Here is a 20067-nt window from a genome sequence, read left to right as displayed (position 1 = left end):
TTAATCAAGAAGTGATTGCCTACCAAATTAAAAAGACAGNGCATTTACCGCTCGTGACTGACATGCTAAAAGAGGCTGTGAATGTTCTGAAAGAAGGAGAGGCTCCGATCTTACACAGTGATCAAGGTTGGCAGTACCAGCAAAAGCAAACGCGAGTTATCTTGAAAAAGCATGGACTACAGCAAAGTATGTCGCGAAAAGGGAATTGTTTGGACAATGCTGTCGCTGAGAACTTTTTTGCNTTACTAAAAACGGAAATGTTCCATGGCGAAACCTTCGAGGATGCAGATGATCTGATCCAAGAACTTGAAGAGTATATTGATTACTACAATACGAAACGGATAAAAATGGGGTTAAATGGCCTGACTCCGGTAGAGTACCGAAATCAGGCATTGTTAGCCGGTTAATAAAGTGTCCAACTTTATGGGGTCACTTCAATGGCGCGTTTTTTATTAAATTAGAAATTAGTTATGCTTGGCCTTTGCCAGTTTATTGCGTTTGCGACAAGCAATCACCAACTCGACCGCAGAAATTAAGATTAAGGTATAACCTAACGTCTCAATCCCCTCCTCGACGATATTCTTAACAATACGCATATAGGAATCTCCCATAACCGCCTGCCAAAATGAGCTACGCCCCATCAATCTAGAAAACGCCAATATTGTAACGAATCCAGCTAAAAAAGTGCCAAAACTAGATTGCAGAGAATACTCTTTTAAAGAAGCGTAAATAGAAGTAAATCGCCCCCATAAAAAAACTAAAACACAAATAAAGATCATACCAACAATTGTTTGCCACGCCCCATCAAATACATAAGTATCCAATACTGCATCCGACTCACGGACAAACATCATTGCTAGCAAAGCCCCAAGCAACGTGGCTGCTATGTTTAATTTAGCATCCACACGTGCCGCATATAGGAATAACATGCAGCTAAAGAAAGACATAAAATCTTGCATATGCTCAGTGAGGGTTTGTTCACTGTATTCAGCGGCCGTTAACGACTGATACCCTTCCAATGAAACAAGCTGCGCAACACCGGCAACAGCAAAAAGATAAACAAAACCGCGAAGAATAAACATGAAAAAACCTCAACTTTTGAAGTCGAGATTTTAGTGAAAAAAAAATGAAAAAACGATACAGCACATGAAGATGACACTATCATTACTTGTTTTATGCTTAAGTCATGACATTTATAATAAAAATGGAATTATCTATCAATTCATGAAGACTTATAGTCTATCAGTCTCAAAGACGCTTCACTGTCCATCAACTCATCTTGCATACTTTCGACATGCCCCGCCACCTCATCTGGAGATGAAAAATGGGCAATGTGATACATGGCATCACCTTCTTGGACTAATGGAATATTTTGCTTACCAATAATAATCCCACCATTTTTACATAGAACTTTATCCAAAATATCGCCATAAGGATCTTTAATCTCAGCCAACACATCGCCCGCCTCAACAAGATCACCTAGCTCTTTTATGTGTGTTGTAAAACCACTGTCCGTGGCTCTTATCCAACTACTGCTACGTGCAATTCTAGGCTCAGACAGAGACTTTTTACTACGAGACTTGGGCAACATACCCAGATGCCTCATAACCCCAACAATACCTTTCACACCTGCTCGTATGGATAGCTCATCAAAGCGTAGCGCTTCACCCGCTTCATACAGAATAACCTTAGCACCGACATCATTCGCACATTCACGCAATGAGCCATCGCGAAGGTTAGAATTCATCAACACGGGAACACCAAAAGCTCTAGCAATAGCCAGCGTTTCGGGATCATCAAGATTCGCTCGCACTTGCGGCAAGTTGGTGCGGTGCAAACTTCCGGTATGAAGGTCAATACCGTAATCTGCCTTAGAAACAATTTCACTCAAAAAACGATCTGCAACACGACCCGCTAATGAGCCACGCTGAGAACCGGGAAAAGAACGATTTAAGTCGCGTCTATCAGGTAAATAACGGCTTTGGCTCAACACACCATAACCGTTGACAATTGGCACTGCGATCAAGGTGCCTTTTAAGCTCTCAAGATATTTACTTTGAATGATTCGACTAATAATCTCAATACCATTCAACTCATCACCATGAATTGCAGCACTAATAAACAAGGTAGGACCAGCACGCTTGCCACGCTTTACAAACACTGGCATAGACATATTCGTGTCCGTATACAACTTTACCATTGGCAGCTTTATACGAGCAGTACCACCTAACGGAATCTCTACACCGCCAATTGTTAAAGTTGCTTTCCCCATTAACCTTTTCCTTTTGTTTTTGTGCTACTCAAAAATGCTGTTTTTTCAATGTGCTTAATAATCATAGAAGCAACATCTTTACCCGTTGCAGATTCAATACCTTCCAATCCTGGCGAAGAGTTTACTTCCATGATAAGAGGGCCATTGTTGGATCGTAGAATATCCACACCACACATATTCAAGCCCATTACTTTTGCAGCTTCAACCGCGGTGCGTCTTTCTTCAGGTGACAATTTAACCAAAGATGCGGTTCCACCACGGTGAAGATTAGAGCGGAACTCACCTTCTGCGCCTTGTCTTTTCATCGCAGCGATTACTTTACCACCAACTACTAAACAGCGAATATCAGCACCACCGGCCTCTTTGATGTACTCTTGCACCAAGATATTAGCTTTTAATCCCATAAAAGCTTCGATGATAGACTCAGCAGTCTTATTCGACTCAGCTAAAACAACACCGATACCTTGAGTCCCTTCTAACAACTTAATAACCACAGGGGCGCCACCGACATTTTTCAACAAGTCGCCTATCTTATCAGGGTGATGCGCAAAGCCAGTTTTAGGCAATCCTAGACCTTTTCGAGACATAAGCTGCAAAGATCTTAACTTATCACGTGAACGGCTGATCGCTACGGATTCGTTAATACTGTAAGTCCCCATCATCTCGAACTGCCTAACAACAGCTGTACCATAAAAAGTAACCGAAGCCCCAATCCTTGGAATGACCGCATCATATTTAGGCAATGGCTTACCGTCGTAACGGACGGAAGGGTTGCTACTTGTAATGTCCATATAACAATGCATCGTATCAATTACATCTACCTCATGCCCAAGTTGTTCACCTGCCTCAACCAATCGACGAGTAGAATAGAGTCGAGGATTACGAGAAAGAATTGCGATTTTCATAGATGTCCTTTGAACAAAATAAGAAAGCAAACGTACAGACGATGCTTATAAAAAAGTGCTTATATAAAAATTAATGCTGTTGGCGCGAGAATAGTGAATAACCTTATATTTAGAAAGAGATTTCATACATTTTACATAAAAAAATCTCCAAGTCCCCTTGTCAAACAAAGGTACTCAGAGATTCTTGAGTGGTCTTCTAGAAATAACGATTATTTCTTAGGAGCAAACGGGTTTTCAGCCGATTTGAATTCAAAAATAATCGGTGTACCAGTAATGTTTAGTACAGTTCTAAACTTATTTTCAAGATAGCGCTTATAGCTTCCTGGCAAAGCATCAGTTTGATTACCATGAACAACAATACGTGGTGGGTTTGATCCCCCCTGGTGCGCGTATCGAAGCTTAATTCGACGGCTATTTACCATTGGAGGTTGATGCTCTGCAATGGAATCCTCAAGAATTCGTGTCAAACGGTTTGTTGTCCATTTGGCATAACAAGACTCGTAAGTGCTTTCGATTGTATCGTATAAATCACCAACACCAGTACCATGCAAGGCAGAAATATAATGCACTTTAGCGTAAGGAACGAAACCTAAGCGGCGCTCAACTTCACTCTTGATGTGTTCACGGTCGTCTTTTTTAAGGCCATCCCATTTATTGATCGCAATAATTACTCCGCGGCCAGCATCCAATACATAACCAATCATATGTAGATCTTGCTCAACCAAATCTTCATGGGAGTCAATTACCACAATAACGACGTTAGCATCTTGAATAGCCTGCAAAGCCTTAACAATAGAAAACTTCTCAACCGCTTCTTTAACATGTTTACGGCGACGAATACCGGCAGTATCGATAAGCGTATATTCTTTCTCATTACGCACGTAAGGAATATAAACACTGTCACGCGTAGTACCTGGCATGTCATAGACCACAACACGATCTTCGCCTAGCATACGGTTGACCAATGTAGATTTACCCACATTTGGACGCCCCACCACACCAATACGAATACCACGAGATTCTATGCTAATTTGATTTTTGGCTTCTTCTACACGCTCTGCAAATGGCAACATGACCTTATCAATTAGAACGTGCACCCCCTTGCCATGAGAAGCAGCAATTGGATGTAGTTCACCAAAACCTAATGAATAAAAATCCGCCAATGCGATATCTTCATTAATACCGTCAGTCTTATTTACCACAAGAGAGATTGGCTTATTGGAACGACGCAAATGATTAGCAATCATCTCGTCCGAAGGGTTCAAGCCATGACGACCATCGACAAGAAACAAAACCGCATCTGCCTCTTCTATCGCCAACAAAGACTGGCGTGCCATTTTTTCATCAATACCTTGCTCATCACCACTGATACCACCGGTATCAATGACGATAAATTCATGCTCACCAAGTTTACCGTCACCGTATTTACGGTCTCGGGTTAAACCTGGATAATCGGCAACCAAAGCATCACGGGATCTCGTCAATTGATTGAAGAGAGTTGACTTGCCAACATTGGGTCTACCTACCAATGCAATAACTGGAATCATTTTTTTACCTATAAAAATACAAAGCGGCCACCACCCCTAATAAAGGGATGGCAGCCTCTTTAAAAATCGCTAAAAAGAAATCAAAACTGATTTCAATAGCTCAATGCCGTCACGTTAGAGTTCGGCGTAAGAATAAACAATTGCTTGTCATTTGCCACCATGCGGCTACCAGGTGGAACGTCATTGTCAGCTACCTTATGCGCAGCCACTTCGCCTGTTGTAAGATCAAGCAAATGCACATAACCACCACGATCCATCACAGCAACATAATCACGGAAAAATTCTGGCGTAATCAAATCACGCTCTACAAGATCTGTATTTTCCCAAACTTCAGTGCCATTTTTAGCATTCAATGCAATGACTTTACTTGTCATATCAACAGCAACTAATAGCTCGCCCCTTACAGCAACACCTACTGAACTAGGAATACTACGCTGCCATAGTGGTCGACCATTTTCAATTGAAAGTGCGGCAAGCGTACCATTGTAGGCAACAGCATAAACAACACCATTTTCTACCACTAAACGGCCATCTATATCGCTTAATCGCTCTATCTCATAACGCCCTTCTGGCTTACCAACTTCATAGGACCAAAGTAAATTGCCATCTTGTAGCGAATAAGCTTTCAACTTACCACTGGCAAAACCAGCAATAACTTTTCCGTCAGCAATAACTGGAGCGCTTGTACCACGAACAGTCAAAGATGGCAAATCCTCTTTCGCACGCCATTGAGTATCGCCCGTCTCAGCATCCAGTACACTTAACCAGCCATCAGAAGTTTGTATGACCAATTTACCTGCTGCATAAGAACCTTCAGACAAGACTTCAGAACTTAATGTTTTTTCCCACAAGATAGATTTACTTGTCAAAGAAACAGCAATAAGTTGAGCATCATAGGTACCAAAGTATACAACGTCACCATGGCGCGCTACGCCTGCACTCGCCCTATACTCAGTTGAGACAGTATTTTTCTTCTTTCCATTTTCTTGTGCAAGTTCGTAAACGGTTCCCTTCTCAGTAACAAAAAACAATGAGCCGTTTTCTGCTACAAGATTAAAACGTTCACTAGACTCACCAAAATTACCATCCACACCAGTCCGCCATGACGTTTTTAAATTAACCTTACTCTCTATAGAAGGAGGGCTTGGCAAATCTGGACGAGAGTTAGAGCAACCTTGAGTGATCAAAGCAGCAAACAATACGACGAAAAAAAGAGACTTTCTCATAGTTAACCTTTCACCAAATCCTTAAGTTTAATATCAAGCAATGGATGATTCACACCCACGCCCAATGCTTCACTTGCCTTCTGATAAGCAATACGCGCATCATCACGCTTACCTTGTGAAACAAGAATATCACCAATCAATTCTTGCTGCTGTGCAGCAAATTCTTCTTCAGTTACTTTTTCAACTCGAGCCATAGCGCCAGCATAGTCTTCTTTTTGAAGCATCAAGCGCGCCACTCGCAGATTCGCAATTGCTACAAAAGAAACATCTTTTGTTTTTGCAATGGCATCATCCAATGCCTTAATTGCCTCGTCATACTTGCCATTTTCAGCATCGACACGCGCCAAGAATAATTGACCAAACATGGCATAACCCGTATCCCCATAATCATCAGCAAGTTGCTTAGCAATAAAGGTAACGGTTTTTTGATTGTTTTCATCGCTTAGATCGGAAGAGGCCTGGACCAAGTTTTGATAAAGTGCAGATGCTTCACTGGTGTAGTTAGCTTGGCTCGTTTTCCAAGCCTGCCAACCGAAATAACCACCAACAGCAACAGCTATAGCAACGACCAACATAATGCCGTTCTTTTTCCACCAAGATTTAAACGCTTCTATTTGTTCTTCTTCAGTCTTTAATTCAGACACTTTTTCTTCCTCATGTAAGGCACCGCCAAATAACCTAAATGACGGCACTCCATTAAATCAAATTACAGCTTGGCACCAATATAGGCAGCAACATCAACAAGTGGATGAGATTGTTGATCCCCCGTTGACATATCTTTTACCTGACAAATTCCATTATCAACCTCATCTTGCCCTAGGATAATCGTGAAACGAGCCTCTGAACGATCGGCTTTTTTCATTTGATTCTTAAAGCTACCACCACCACAGTGACGCAAAACAACAAGGTTTGAATTTTCTTCACGCAAGGACTCAGCTAAAACAAAAGAAGCAAGCTCTGCATCATCCCCCATACTAATAACAAACACATCAGTAGAGAATTTTGCAGCATCAGGAATCAAGTTTAACGTTTCAAGCAAAAGCACCAAGCGCTCAATACCCATTGCAAAACCAACAGCAGGTGTTGATTTCCCACCCAACTGCTCAACCAAACCATCATAACGACCACCCGCACAAACCGTTGCCTGAGAACCAAGATGCGACGTAACCCACTCGAAAACCGTTTTACCGTAATAATCCAAACCACGCACTAGACGACGGTTGATAACATAAGAGATACCATTGGCTTTCAAGATAGCCTGCAATAATTCGAAGTGAGCCTGTGACTCTTCTCCAATAAAATCTTCAAGGTTTGGCGCGTCTTTCAGCACTGCTTGAGTCGATTCATCTTTAGAATCTAATATTCTTAATGGGTTCGTTCCTAGACGACGCTGACTATCCTCATCTAACTGATCTTTAAACTCAGTCAAATAATCAACCAAAGCCGCTTTATAAGTCTCACGCTCGGATGCTAAGCCAATGGTGTTCAACTGCAGCTCAACATGCTCTAACAAACCAAGTTTTTTCCACAGACGAGCGGATAAAATTATTAACTCTGCATCGATGTCAGCGGAACCCATACCAAAAGATTCCACACCAATTTGATGGAATTGGCGGTAGCGACCTTTTTGAGGGCGCTCATAACGAAACATTGGCCCTGTGTACCACAGACGCTGAGTTTGATTAAACAACAAACCAGCCTGATCCGCCGCACGAACACAACTAGCTGTACCTTCTGGGCGCAAAGTCAAAGACTCACCGTTACGATCATCAAAGGTATACATTTCTTTTTCTACGATATCCGTTGTTTCACCGACACCGCGTTTAAACAAATCCGTATTTTCAACGATAGGAAAACGAATTTGCTGGTATCCATAAGACTTAACAACATCAGCCACTGTTTTTTCTAGATATAACCAAACAGAGGATTGATCAGGCAAAATGTCGTTCATTCCCCTAATCGCTTGAATTTTACGAGCCACAATGGATCCTTAATTTTTTACAATGATATTGGCTAATTCGCGTTCTTTAAGGAGAGCCTTTTTACGAATCATTTTTTCTAAATCATCAACAAGCGTTTCATTTTTCGTTTTGCTGTTCGGTTTACCATCTTGATAAATCAAGTTATTCGGAGAACCACCAGCAAGACCAATGTCCGCTTCTTTTGCCTCACCCGGACCATTCACCACACAACCAATAACAGCAACGTCCATTGGGATAGTAATGTCATCAAGTCGCTCTTCTAACTCATTCATTGTTTTAATAACATCGAAATTTTGACGAGAGCAGCTTGGGCAAGCAATAAAGTTAATACCACGATTACGCAATTTCAAACTACGCAACATATCCCAACCGACCTTGATCTCCTGAACAGGATCAGCCGCCAAAGAAACACGTAGCGTATCACCAATACCATCCATTAAAAGCAAGCCAAGCCCGATTGAAGACTTAACCGTTCCTGAGCGCAAACCACCCGCTTCAGTAATACCCAAATGCAATGGGTTATCTATTTGGCTGGCAATTTTGCGATAGGCTTCAACTGTCATGAAAATATCTGATGCTTTTAGGCTCAACTTATACTCATGAAAATCCAGCTCATCAAAATACTGGATTTGACGAAAAGCGGATTCAACTAGCGCATCAGGGGTTGGTTCACCGTATTTTTTTTGCAAATCTTTTTCTAAAGATCCGGCATTAACACCAATACGAATGGGGATATTTTTGTCTCGAGCACAATCCACAACGGCACGAATGCGGTCTTTGTTACCAATATTACCTGGATTTATCCGTAGGCAATCAACACCATACTCAGCCACTTTCAAAGCGATTTTATAATCGAAATGAATATCAGCAACCAATGGAATAGAAACAGCTTCACGTATTTTTTTGAACGCTTCAGCCGCATCCATAGATGGGATAGAAACACGAACAATATCAGCACCAGCATCGGCAATAGCGCGAATCTGAGCGACAGTCGCATCAACATCACAAGTTTCTGTGTTCGTCATACTCTGAACACTGATTGGCGCACCACCGCCAACCGGTACATTCCCAACCATGATCTGACGAGAATGACGGCGTTTTATAGGTGATTCAAAATGCATAAGAGTCTCTACTTGAGCTCAAATCGAGCCAAATCTTTATGTGTAAAAGAAGAAAAATCGAATACTTCACCTTTGTATTTCAAAGATGACACGCCTTTCGCGTAACCCAATACGACGCGGTAAGGTGCCTTACCTGTTAGCGATAGCTTAGTGCCCGCAGATTTCACTCCAGAGAACAAAATCTTTCCTGAAGCATCACGAACCTCTGTCCAACAATCTGCACCAAAAGCAATCTCAACTTCATCAGTGTAAGAAGGCATCTTCGGCGCTGCTGCAAGCTCTGCAGGTACTTCAGCGGTCGCTCTCACTACATCTTCTGGCCTTACGCCAGCTTCTTCCAAAATTGCCATTGTTTCAGCAGACAACCCAGTCACAACACCGCCATTATTAGCTGGTTTTTCAACCTGATCATTATTGGCTGAGCCTTCAGAATCACTATCTGAAGCTGCATCCACATCTGCACTAGCGTTAGAGCTAGAGACATTAGAAATATCATCAGCGTCACTTGATTCATTAGAAGGCTCTTCCGTAGCATCTAAATCTGGAGCTGTGGCAGTCTCGCTTACTTCATTCTTTATTTCATTAGGGGATACTATTTTGCTTGGCTGAGAGGGCCACCAAAAAACCAAAAAGACGAGAACAGCAACAATAATAACCGAAATAAAGATGACAATCGGGTCACCAAAGTTCGTCTGTTTGTTTACCTTATCTACAGGCTTAATCGTCGGTTCTGCATCTTCTAGTTCACTATCAAAGGCACGCAGCATCTCAGAAGGTTCAATACCTAAAAGACGGCAATAGCTTTTTAGAAAACCTCGGGCAAAGGTCACAGATCGGAAGTATTTAAAATTATTCGCCTCAAGCGCTCGCACTTGATCGATAGGAATTTTCAGCGCAGTTGCGACATGCCTTTCATCAAACTCTAGCTCTAGTCTTTTTGCTTTTAACCTATTACCAATATTAATGGTGTCCATATTCGTTTTACTTACAGAAGCATCCGTTTGAAATTCAGTTGTCATGTCAATACCTTGAGCCATTCAGGCATGTAAAATTACTCGCAGATGAATACAGTGTAGGGTCAGTCTCGCGTGCAATTAGGTGCCGCGACAGACAGTTGTACTCATCAAAATGCACCGATCCTCGGGCAGTTTCTTTATCAGCCTGGATATTATTAAAAATTAAGCGAGCTTTGTCATTACTACCCTGTATTAAAACAAGATTGAGCTCTGTCATCAAACCAATCAGAGGCAAATCGGCAATTTCTTTTGCCTGTTTTAGATAGATTTCGGCTAAATTTACTTGATTCTGACGTATAGCACACCTAGAAAGATTTATTTGCACTGATTGGCGCTTTAAAGAGCCTTTTTCGCCAGCTTTTTCAAAAGCAGCACAAGCCTCACCCCAACGATTTCTCAGCCCCAAAAGCACACCATAGTTATTCCAAATGAAGTCATCATCAGGGTATCTCTGCAGGGCATCTTCATGCACTAAAAGTGCTTTGCTATAGTCCTCAATACTCAGCCAGTACAGGCTTAATAACCGCCAATAATCAAGCCCTTGATATGAGGCCTCAACCTGATCTAACTTCTTTTTTGCCAATCCCCACTGCCCCAGCAAAAGATGTGCTTGAACAATTGGTAGTTTTTTAGATTCAGAAATAGGCGGCAAAGGAGAAACAACTTGGTAGGCGCAAGACGCACAAAGCAAGCAACACAATAAAAATGGCCATAACCATAAACGCATACTGACATCCTTGTCATATACAAAATAAACTCTTAGGACTAATTTTTTACTTCACGCAACTCTATATACTTCTGGCTACGGCGAGTTTTGTCTTGGAAGTCACCAACCAACTGGCCACAAGCCGCATCAATATCATCGCCACGAGTTGTTCGAACTGTCACGGTATAACCAGCATCAGCTAGAATTTTTTGGAAACGACGAGTGCGATTGTTAGACGGCTTTTCATAACCCGAATGAGGGAATGGATTAAATGGAATTAAGTTAATTTTACATTCCAATACTTTAAGAAGTTCAGCCAATTCATGTGCTTGTTCTTCGTTATCATTCACACCTGACATCAAGGTATATTCGATCGTAATATGACGTTTATCTGGTAAATTCGCCAAATAGAACTGACAAGCTTCAAGAAGCTCAGCAATCGGATATTTTTTATTTATCGGCACAAGTTCATTACGCAAAGCGTCATTTGGCGCATGCAATGAAATAGCCAAAGACACATCAGTACGTTTTACCAACTCATAAATCTTAGGCACAACACCCGAAGTACTCAAGGTGACACGACGCTTAGACAAACCGTACGCATGGTCATGCATCATCAGGATCATCGAATCAACAACAGGCTCGAAGTTCATTAAAGGCTCGCCCATGCCCATCATCACAACGTTAGTAACACGACGAGGTCCATTCGGATCCATCGGACCAAACGATTTAATCGCAATCCAAACCTGACCAATAATTTCTGCTGGCGTTAAATTACGGTTAAAACCTTGCTTGCCCGTTGAACAAAAACTGCAATCCAAAGAGCAACCAACTTGCGAAGAGACGCATAAAGTCGCTCTATCACCATCAGGAATCAAAACCGTTTCAACGCAATCGTTTTTACCGCCATCAGTACGAATAATCCATTTACGCGTACCATCAGCAGAGATATTTTGCGAAACCACTTCGGGACCACGAATCTCACAAATTTGCTCTAACTTCGCACGCAACGCCTTACTGACATCGGTCATTTCTTCGAAGCTTTCTGCTCCCTTTTGATGAATCCATTTGATCACCTGAGTAGCACGAAATTTCTTCTCGCCAATGGATTCAAAGAATTCAATCAGTTTGTCGGGGGATAAACCCAAAAGGTTCACTTTTTTGATGTCAGTCATAATTCAATGTCGCTTGCTGTAGGTAGCATTAAGTGTAAACGAAAAAAGCCTCTGAAAAGAAAAGTCTTTTCAGAAGCCTCTGTAAAAAAGCGGGCTAGCGCCCGCTTTTACAAAACAGATCGGACATAAAGGCCCTAGCTGTCAATTACTTACCGAAGAAGTAAGCAATTTCACGAGCTGCAGATTCAACAGAATCAGAACCGTGAACAGCGTTTGCATCGATAGAAGTTGCATAATCTGCACGCAAAGTACCAGCAGTCGCTTCTTTAGGGTTAGTTGCACCCATAAGTTCACGGTGACGAAGAACAGCGCCTTCACCTTCAAGAACAGAAACAACAACAGGACCAGAAGTCATGAAAGCAACCAAATCTTTGTAGAAAGGACGCTCTTTGTGCTCAGCGTAGAAACCACCAGCCAATTCGTCGTCTAGTTGAATCATTTTAGCTTCAACAATTTTGAAACCAGCACGTTCAAAACGAGTGTAGATTTCGCCAATTACGTTTTTCGCAACAGCATCAGGCTTGATGATAGATAGAGTGCGTTCTAACGCCATGATATAACTCCAAATTAAATTGAAAGGGGCAATGCCTTTTGCATGGCCCAGGACTTAAAAGTTCAGCGCGCGTATTATACGCACCAATTCATTAAAATTGTATGATCAAACGAACATTATTTATTCAAACAAGAATAAAAGTACTAATTCTTATACTTAAGCCACTGATCGAAGACGGCTCACTGCATTTTTAATGGTCTCAGCTGCAAAATCCACCTCTTCCTCGGTCGTAAAGCGCCCCACGGAAAGACGCAAGGAGCTGTGCGCCAAATCATCAGCCAAGCCAATCGTGCGCAATACATAAGACGGCTCCAAGCTTGCTGAAGTACAAGCTGAACCAGAAGACACCGCGATATCACTCAAAGACATCAACAAGACTTCACCATCAACACCAGAAAAACCAACATTCAATACGCCAGCAACACGATTATCAGAGTCGCCATTAAGATGCACACCAGACAACTCACTCAAAGAAGACAACAAACGCTCGCGCAAAGCTTTGATACGAGCACAATCCTGCTCCATTTCCTCACCCGCTAAACGAAATGCCTCCCCCATACCAACGATCTGATGTGTCGCCAATGTGCCAGAACGCATACCACGCTCATGACCACCACCGTGCATTTGCGCTTCCAACTTCACTTTCGGAGAACGGCGCACAAACAAAGCACCAATCCCTTTTGGACCATAGGTTTTATGAGCAGTCAGAGACATTAAATCCACTTTCATGGCATTCACATCTATCTCAATTTTGCCTGTTGTCTGAGCGGCGTCAACATGTAAAAAAACACCACTCGAACGAGTTAATTCACCAATCGCAGCAATATCCGTCAGCACACCAAGTTCATTATTACCATGCATCAAAGACACTAAAATTGTATCTTCACGAAGTGCTTCTGCAACCTGATTTGGTGAAATCACCCCATGGGAATCTGGTTGCAAATAAGTCACTTCAAAGCCTTCTTTTTCAAGCTGTTTACAAGGGTCCAAAACCGCCTTGTGCTCAATCATCGACGTAATAATATGGCGGCCTTTTTGACGATAAGCATGAGCAACACCTTTCAACGCCAAGTTGTTTGCTTCTGTCGCACCGGATGTCCAAACAATTTCACGAGAGTCTGCTTTAATTAAACTTGCCACCTGCAATCTAGCCTCTTCTACCGCTTCTTCCGCACGCCAGCCAAAAAGATGCGAACGCGAAGCCGGGTTTCCAAAGTTTCCGTCCTGCGTTAAACACGCCATCATTTTTTTAGCCACTCTTGGGTCAACTGGCGTGGTAGCAGAATTATCTAGGTAAACCGGGGTGTTCATTTAACGCTCTCCAATAAAAATTAAACGACTGCTTTTTTACAATTAAAAAAAGTTAAGCGGCAGCCTGTGCGATGCCTTTTATGCGACCCACAATAGAACGCAGACCATTACCACGAGTCGGACTCAAGTGCCTCTCAAGATCCAGCTCTTCGAAATACTCCGTGATATCGAAATCTAAAATTTCCTGTGGTGTTTTATGATCCAATGCTGCTAACACCAAGCCAAGTAAACCACGAACAATGATGGCATCACTGTCTACCGCAAAAGTCAGCACTTCGCCTTTTATTGCATCTTGCTCACTGCCCGGCTGAATCCAAACACTGCTCTGGCAGCCTTTTACCAAACGTTCAGGCGTGCGCCACGCATCATCAAATGCTGGCAAAGATTTACCCAAATCAATAATGTACTTGTACTTATCTTCCCAATCGTCAAAAAACGACAGATCGTCTACGATGTCTTCTGTACTAGGTAAAGCCATGACTACCCTCTTTTTGCACTAAGCCTATTAAAACAAAAACGGCATTGGCTAAAAGCCAAGGCCGTTTCATATTGTATTCGATTTTAATGAATGACCGAAGCTATCAAAAGAAAGCCATTAAAAGAAAAGACCCGCTTCCAATTGAGCTTCTTCACTCATCATTTCTCGCGACCAAGGTGGATCAAATACCAAATCAACTTTCACTGAGTCAACATTTGGCACTTTCGCCACTCGATACTTAACATCACCAACCAAAACAGGTCCCATTCCACAACCTGGTGCAGTCAACGTCATATCAATCAAAACAGACTTAGCCTCTTGGTCAAGCGTCACTTTATATACCAAACCTAAGGACACCAAGCTGATAGGAATCTCCGGATCGTAGATGGTATCCAATGCCTGCCAAACCTGATCCTTACTGATTTCCCCGGTACCGAGATCCTCAAAATCTAAAACCTCGGGTTGCTGACCAATCGCTTCAGCATCGGTTCCATCTATGCGCAGCATATTACCTTGCCACGTAACGGTATAATTGCCACCTAAGCTCTGATTAATCGTAATAAACTGACCTTCAGGAATACTAACTGGTTCACCGCTTGGCACTCGTCGAGCTGGACAAGGGCGTTGTGTTACTACCATTTTTTGCATGAAGTTAACTCACACTAAAGCTTTCGCCACAGCCACATTCGGCTACAACGTTAGGGTTTTTAAACTTCACAACTTCGTTAACGCCTTCGCGTACCAAGTCAATTTCTGTACCTTTCAACATAGCAGTTGACTGTGAATCTACCGCAAGCGTGACACTGCCAAACTCTAATACGGTATCTTCTTCCGAAGCACTATCAACAATATCTAGTACATAGGAAAAGCCTGTACAACCGCTTTCTTTAGTACTTAATCGAATCAGCTTACCTGGCTGCTTTGTCAATTTTGAGGCAAAGTATTTCTGTGCAGAAGCGGTTAAAGACACGCTAGAGACAGGATCAAACGTTGTTACTGTCATTGAAACCTCCTAAGCCAGCATTGTTTGCACTTTTTTCAGTGCAACAAACAAAGCGTCAACTTCTTCTAATGTATTATAAATCGCGAACGATGCTCGCGCGGTACCTGGAACATTAAAACGCGCCATCAAAGGCTGCGCACAATGGTCACCTGTACGAACAGCAATCCCCTGACGGTCCAATAAAAAACCGATATCAGCAGGATGACCTTGATCCATCACAAAGCTCAGCACACCAATTTTTTCTTTAGCATTACCAATAATGGTTAAGCCTTCAAATTTCTCAGCAAGCTCAGTTGCTCGATCCAATAACGCTTTCTCATGAGCAGCAACAGCCTCTTGATCCAAGGCGCTAAACCAACGAATCGCCTCTCCCATCGCAATGGCATCACCCACATTTGGCGTACCTGCCTCAAAACGATAAGGTAGAACATTCCATGTAGCGTCTTGCAAAGTCACGGTGGAAATCATCTCGCCACCAGTGCGCCAAACAGGCCAAGTCGATAACACAGACTCTTTACCCCATAAGACACCAACCCCCATTGGCCCATAAATTTTATGACCTGAAAAGGCATAAAAATCACAACCAATATCTTGCACATCAGCATAGCCATGAGCAGCACCTTGAGCACCATCTACCAGTACCCAAGCTCCGACTTTTTTTGCTTTCGCCGTCATTTCTTTAATTGGGTTCACAGTACCCAATGCATTAGAAACATGCGGAAAAGCGACAAACTTAGTATGCTCATTCAGCATGGCATCATAAGCAGCCTGATCTAATTCACCAGCATCGGTCACTGGAATGGTTCTTAGCGTCGCACCAGACACTTTACAAGCTTGCTGCCACGTCACCAGATTGGCATGGTGATCCATTCCCGTCGCAATAACTTCATCACCCGGTGACAGCAAAGAACCCAAACCATTGGCAACAATATTAATCGCCTCGGTGGTGCCTGTTGTCCAAATGACTTCTTCGCGTTTTGGCGCATTAATAAAGTCTTTTACGATGTCGCGTGCGTCTTCAAAACGGCGCGTTGCTTCATCCGCAAGACGATGGGCTCCACGATGTACATTGGAATTGCATGTCGTGTAGTAATCCACCAAAGCATCAATCACACACTGTGGTTTTTGCGTTGTCGCTGCATTATCGAGATAAATAAGCGGATTACCGTCAATTACGCGTTTTAAAATCGGAAATTGCTCGCGGATAGCCGCTACATCAAAACTCATTCGATTCTCGCTTATTTCACTTCCATTTGCGCAAAACGCTCACGGATAATCGGACGAATCCACTCCGCTAACGCCGCATTTGGCATTAAATCAATCAACTCGTTAATAAAACCAAAGTTAAGCATGACTTGCGCCTTCGAACGACTCACACCGCGAGTCTGCAAGTAATACAAAGCTTGTTTATCAATCTGAGCAACCGTCGCACCATGAGCACATTTTACATCGTCAGCGTAAATCTCTAGCTCAGGCTTGGTATTAATCTCGGCCTTATCAGATAACAATAAGTTGCGGTTGTTTAGCTCTGCCAAGGTTTTCTGCGCATCACGGTGAATATGAATGCGACCATTAAAGACAGCGCGCGCACGATCTGCGACGATACAACGAACGTTTTCTTCGGTTTTACCGTTTGGCTTAGCGTGTTCAACGGTCGCATGAAGATCAAACAGTTCTTTGCCATCCAGCAAATACATGGCATTTAGCTTGGCGTCTGCAAATTCACCCGCATGAATAATGTCTGTGTCTAAACGAGACAAATCACTACCAAAACCAACAATCGTGCTGTTCATTTTCGCATGGTCATGCAAGTTAAAATGGCTACCACCGATGGCAATATTGCTACCTGTTTGTAACGCAAAACGGTAATGTTCTAGACGCGCATTGGCCGACACATTGTATTCAACAAAGGCCGTATTGAAGCTCTCACCTTGCGCTTGAACATCTTCAATAACGGTTAATCGCGAACCCGCGGCCAAAGCAACTTGAACACGCGTATGAGATTCCGCACCTTGACTTAGCAAAGAACTAATTCGGATAGGTTGAGTAATCTCAACTCCTTCCGCAACAGTCACAACGACAACATCTTGTGCTAGCGCATCGTTTACTAGACCAAAGATATGACGCTCAGGTTTAATAGTTGAAAAAACACTTAGCACATCAGTTTGCTCAGCCGAACCTAAATCACCGCCCAAGGAGATAGACAAACCTTCAGGTAAAGTTTTCGCCAATTGAGCTTGATCAAACTGACCGTTTACAAATACCAATTCAATAGCAGATAAATCCGCAATGCTAACTGGCGACAAATCAACTTTATCACTTATTACTTTGGCTTGGGTACGCTCTACTGGGCGAAGTGGCGTGTAACGCCACGCTTCAGTTTTACGTGTTGGCCATTTGGTATTTGCTAAAAGTTCAAGTGCGTGAGCTCGCTTGGGAGCAAGCCAATCATTGATACCTTGCGCTCGAGCAATGGCGCTTTCTAACCATTCACTCATGCATTACCCCTCAAGTTCGTCTTCAGCTGGCTCTTTCTGCAACCAAGCGTAACCTTGAGCCTCTAACTCAAGAGCAAGGGAAGCATCGCCACTCTTAACGATTTTACCGTCAGACAATACATGCACGAAGTCAGGCTTAATATAATCCAAAAGACGCTGGTAATGGGTCACAACAATAAAGCTACGATCAGCAGAACGCTGGCTATTTACACCTTCAGCAACCACTTGCAATGCATCGATATCCAAACCAGAATCGGTTTCATCTAGGATGCAAAGCTTTGGCTTAAGCAATAACATTTGCATTAGCTCATTACGCTTTTTCTCACCACCAGAGAAGCCTTCATTAACACCACGCTTCAAGAAAGCCACTGGCAAGTTCACTTGTTTACAAGCCGCTTTGGCTTCTTTCAAAAAATCAGCAGAAGTAATGGCGTCTTCGCCACGTGCTTGACGCTGCGCATCTACTGACGCTTTTAAAAACTCTAAATTGCTCACACCAGGAATTTCGACTGGATATTGGAACGCTAAGAACAAACCAGCACGAGCACGGTCTTCCGTTTCCATTTCCAACAAATCCTCACCATCAAGCGTCACGCTACCACTATCTACAGTGTAACCATCACGACCTGATAGAACATAACCAAGTGTGCTTTTACCAGCGCCATTTGGCCCCATGATCGCGTGCACTTCACCCGGTTTGATATTTAAATCCAACCCTTTGATGATCTGTTTTTCTTCAACGCTGGCGTGCAAATCTTTTATCGTCAACAAACTTTTCGTGTTCGACATCTTTAATAATTCCTTAACCTACTGAGCCTTCAAGGCTTATTTCTAGTAACTTGCCCGCTTCAACAGCAAATTCCATTGGTAATTCTTTAAATACTTCCTTACAGAAGCCATTCACAATCATGGATACGGCTTTTTCAGGATCAAGGCCACGCTGACGACATAAGAACATCTGCTCGTCACTGACTTTCGATGTCGTTGCTTCATGCTCAATAATTGCAGAAGGATTACGACTTTCTACATAAGGGAAAGTGTGCGCTCCGCACTGATCACCAATCAACAAAGAGTCACACTGAGTAAAGTTACGTGCACCTTCGGCACCTGGGTTCATACGAACAAGACCACGGTAACTGTTATTACTTCGACCTGCAGAGATACCTTTAGAAATGATTGTGGACTTGGTATTTTTACCAATATGAATCATCTTAGTACCCGTATCTGCTTGCTGACGACCACGAGTCAAGGCAACCGAGTAAAACTCACCAACACTATTATCGCCTTTCAAAATACAGCTTGGGTACTTCCAAGTAACAGAAGAACCTGTCTCTACTTGCGTCCAAGAGATTTTGGCATTGGTATGGCAAATACCGCGTTTGGTTACAAAATTGTAAATACCGCCTTTGCCGTTCTCATCACCTGGATACCAGTTTTGAACCGTTGAGTATTTAATCTCAGCATTATCCATAGCAACTAACTCTACAACAGCTGCATGCAGTTGATTTTCATCACGCTGTGGCGCAGTACAACCTTCAAGATAACTTACGTGGCTACCTTCATCCGCAATAATTAAAGTGCGCTCGAATTGGCCAGTATTTTGTTCGTTGATACGGAAGTAAGTAGACAACTCCATTGGGCAGCGAGTGCCTTTAGGGATGTAAACAAAAGAACCATCAGTAAATACAGCACAGTTCAACGCGGCATAATAGTTGTCTTTCTTAGGAACAACGCTACCGATGTACTTTTTAACAAGATCTGGATATTTGTGAAGAGCCTCTGAAATTGGGCAAAAAATAACGCCCGCTTCTTCTAGCTTTTCACGGAATGTGGTCACAACAGAAACAGAGTCAAATACCGCATCAACTGCGATGCCGGCCAACATTTGTTGCTCTATCAGAGGAATGCCAAGTTTTTCATAAGTACGTAGTAATTCAGGATCAACCTCGTCCAAAGACTTAGGCTTATCTTTCATACTTTTTGGAGCCGAATAGTAAGAAATAGACTGGAAATCTATTTTCGGGTAATCGACCAAAGCCCATTCAGGCTCTTCCATTTCTAACCATTCACGAAATGCGCTCAAGCGCCATTCGAGCATCCATTCAGGCTCGCCTTTCATTTCAGAAATACGTCGGATTACATTTTCATCCAAACCAGGCTCAAATGTTTCTGATTCTACATCAGACACAAAACCAGCTTCGTACTCCCGTGCTAGCGCCTTATCTATCTGCTCAGTCATATAAAAACTCACTCAATTATAGTCACTAACGCACT

General features: G+C 42.7%; 21 protein-coding genes. 1 reads left to right on the top strand and 20 read right to left on the bottom strand.

The window, feature by feature from the left end:
- Positions 1-62: 62 nt before the first annotated feature.
- Complete coding sequence (locus CYL31_RS06675; RefSeq protein WP_502845435.1) at positions 63-407, top strand: transposase; 345 nt, start codon at positions 63-65, stop codon at positions 405-407.
- Between the two features lie 57 nt (positions 408-464).
- On the opposite strand, the gene CYL31_RS06670 is transcribed toward CYL31_RS06675, so the two are convergent.
- The 20 genes from CYL31_RS06670 to sufB form a co-directional block, all read right to left on the bottom strand.
- On the bottom strand, positions 465-1082 hold the full coding sequence (locus CYL31_RS06670) for a hypothetical protein (protein WP_212918154.1): 618 nt from the start codon (positions 1080-1082) through the stop codon (positions 465-467).
- Between the two features lie 140 nt (positions 1083-1222).
- Positions 1223-2272, bottom strand: a complete 1050-nt coding sequence (locus tag CYL31_RS06665) for a succinylglutamate desuccinylase/aspartoacylase family protein (RefSeq protein ID WP_212918153.1) — start codon at positions 2270-2272, stop codon at positions 1223-1225.
- Positions 2272-3177, bottom strand: a complete 906-nt coding sequence (gene rimK / locus CYL31_RS06660; protein WP_212918152.1) for a 30S ribosomal protein S6--L-glutamate ligase — start codon at positions 3175-3177, stop codon at positions 2272-2274. Before rimK ends, CYL31_RS06665 begins: the two co-directional genes overlap by 1 nt.
- Before the next feature lie 209 nt (positions 3178-3386).
- The gene (der, locus tag CYL31_RS06655) at positions 3387-4724 is read right to left on the bottom strand and encodes a ribosome biogenesis GTPase Der (protein ID WP_212918151.1); all 1338 of its coding nucleotides are present in this window, start codon (positions 4722-4724) and stop codon (positions 3387-3389) included.
- A 92-nt stretch (positions 4725-4816) separates the two neighbouring features.
- A complete protein-coding gene (bamB, locus tag CYL31_RS06650; protein WP_212918150.1) occupies positions 4817-5950 on the bottom strand; it encodes an outer membrane protein assembly factor BamB in 1134 nt (377 codons plus the stop codon).
- A gap of 2 nt (positions 5951-5952) precedes the next feature.
- Positions 5953-6594 carry a YfgM family protein gene (locus CYL31_RS06645; protein ID WP_212918149.1) on the bottom strand — a complete coding sequence of 214 codons (642 nt, stop codon included), beginning with the start codon at positions 6592-6594 and terminating at the stop codon, positions 5953-5955.
- 62 nt (positions 6595-6656) lie between these two features.
- Positions 6657-7931, bottom strand: a complete 1275-nt coding sequence (gene hisS / locus CYL31_RS06640; RefSeq protein ID WP_212918148.1) for a histidine--tRNA ligase — start codon at positions 7929-7931, stop codon at positions 6657-6659.
- Between the two features lie 9 nt (positions 7932-7940).
- A complete protein-coding gene (ispG, locus tag CYL31_RS06635) occupies positions 7941-9053 on the bottom strand; it encodes a flavodoxin-dependent (E)-4-hydroxy-3-methylbut-2-enyl-diphosphate synthase (RefSeq protein ID WP_212918147.1) in 1113 nt (370 codons plus the stop codon).
- A gap of 8 nt (positions 9054-9061) precedes the next feature.
- On the bottom strand, positions 9062-10072 hold the full coding sequence (locus tag CYL31_RS06630) for a RodZ domain-containing protein (RefSeq protein ID WP_249411718.1): 1011 nt from the start codon (positions 10070-10072) through the stop codon (positions 9062-9064).
- Position 10073: 1 nt separating this feature from the next.
- A complete protein-coding gene (locus CYL31_RS06625; RefSeq protein ID WP_249411717.1) occupies positions 10074-10721 on the bottom strand; it encodes a hypothetical protein in 648 nt (215 codons plus the stop codon).
- A gap of 113 nt (positions 10722-10834) precedes the next feature.
- The gene (gene rlmN / locus CYL31_RS06620) at positions 10835-11950 is read right to left on the bottom strand and encodes a dual-specificity RNA methyltransferase RlmN (RefSeq protein ID WP_212918144.1); all 1116 of its coding nucleotides are present in this window, start codon (positions 11948-11950) and stop codon (positions 10835-10837) included.
- Positions 11951-12095: 145 nt separating this feature from the next.
- Positions 12096-12503, bottom strand: a complete 408-nt coding sequence (gene ndk, locus CYL31_RS06615) for a nucleoside-diphosphate kinase (protein ID WP_114411601.1) — start codon at positions 12501-12503, stop codon at positions 12096-12098.
- A gap of 156 nt (positions 12504-12659) precedes the next feature.
- Positions 12660-13814, bottom strand: coding sequence for an IscS subfamily cysteine desulfurase (locus tag CYL31_RS06610; RefSeq protein WP_212918143.1), 1155 nt, complete (start codon positions 13812-13814; stop codon positions 12660-12662).
- A gap of 52 nt (positions 13815-13866) precedes the next feature.
- Positions 13867-14292, bottom strand: coding sequence for a SufE family protein (locus tag CYL31_RS06605; RefSeq protein ID WP_212918142.1), 426 nt, complete (start codon positions 14290-14292; stop codon positions 13867-13869).
- Between the two features lie 117 nt (positions 14293-14409).
- Complete coding sequence (gene sufT, locus CYL31_RS06600; protein WP_212918141.1) at positions 14410-14940, bottom strand: putative Fe-S cluster assembly protein SufT; 531 nt, start codon at positions 14938-14940, stop codon at positions 14410-14412.
- Positions 14941-14944: 4 nt separating this feature from the next.
- Positions 14945-15295, bottom strand: a complete 351-nt coding sequence (locus CYL31_RS06595) for a HesB/IscA family protein (protein WP_212918140.1) — start codon at positions 15293-15295, stop codon at positions 14945-14947.
- Positions 15296-15304: 9 nt separating this feature from the next.
- On the bottom strand, positions 15305-16522 hold the full coding sequence (locus CYL31_RS06590) for an aminotransferase class V-fold PLP-dependent enzyme (protein ID WP_212918139.1): 1218 nt from the start codon (positions 16520-16522) through the stop codon (positions 15305-15307).
- Between the two features lie 11 nt (positions 16523-16533).
- On the bottom strand, positions 16534-17793 hold the full coding sequence (gene sufD / locus CYL31_RS06585; RefSeq protein ID WP_212918138.1) for a Fe-S cluster assembly protein SufD: 1260 nt from the start codon (positions 17791-17793) through the stop codon (positions 16534-16536).
- A gap of 3 nt (positions 17794-17796) precedes the next feature.
- Positions 17797-18582, bottom strand: coding sequence for a Fe-S cluster assembly ATPase SufC (gene sufC, locus CYL31_RS06580; RefSeq protein ID WP_212918137.1), 786 nt, complete (start codon positions 18580-18582; stop codon positions 17797-17799).
- 13 nt (positions 18583-18595) lie between these two features.
- Positions 18596-20032 carry a Fe-S cluster assembly protein SufB gene (sufB, locus tag CYL31_RS06575; RefSeq protein ID WP_072837701.1) on the bottom strand — a complete coding sequence of 479 codons (1437 nt, stop codon included), beginning with the start codon at positions 20030-20032 and terminating at the stop codon, positions 18596-18598.
- Positions 20033-20067: the final 35 nt, after the last annotated feature.

The organism is Marinomonas sp. A3A (assembly GCF_018336955.1).
GTDB classification, from domain to species: Bacteria; Pseudomonadota; Gammaproteobacteria; order Pseudomonadales; family Marinomonadaceae; genus Marinomonas; species Marinomonas lutimaris.
Note: the sequence above shows the minus strand (reverse complement) of the source record. Positions and strands in the feature narration are given on the sequence as shown.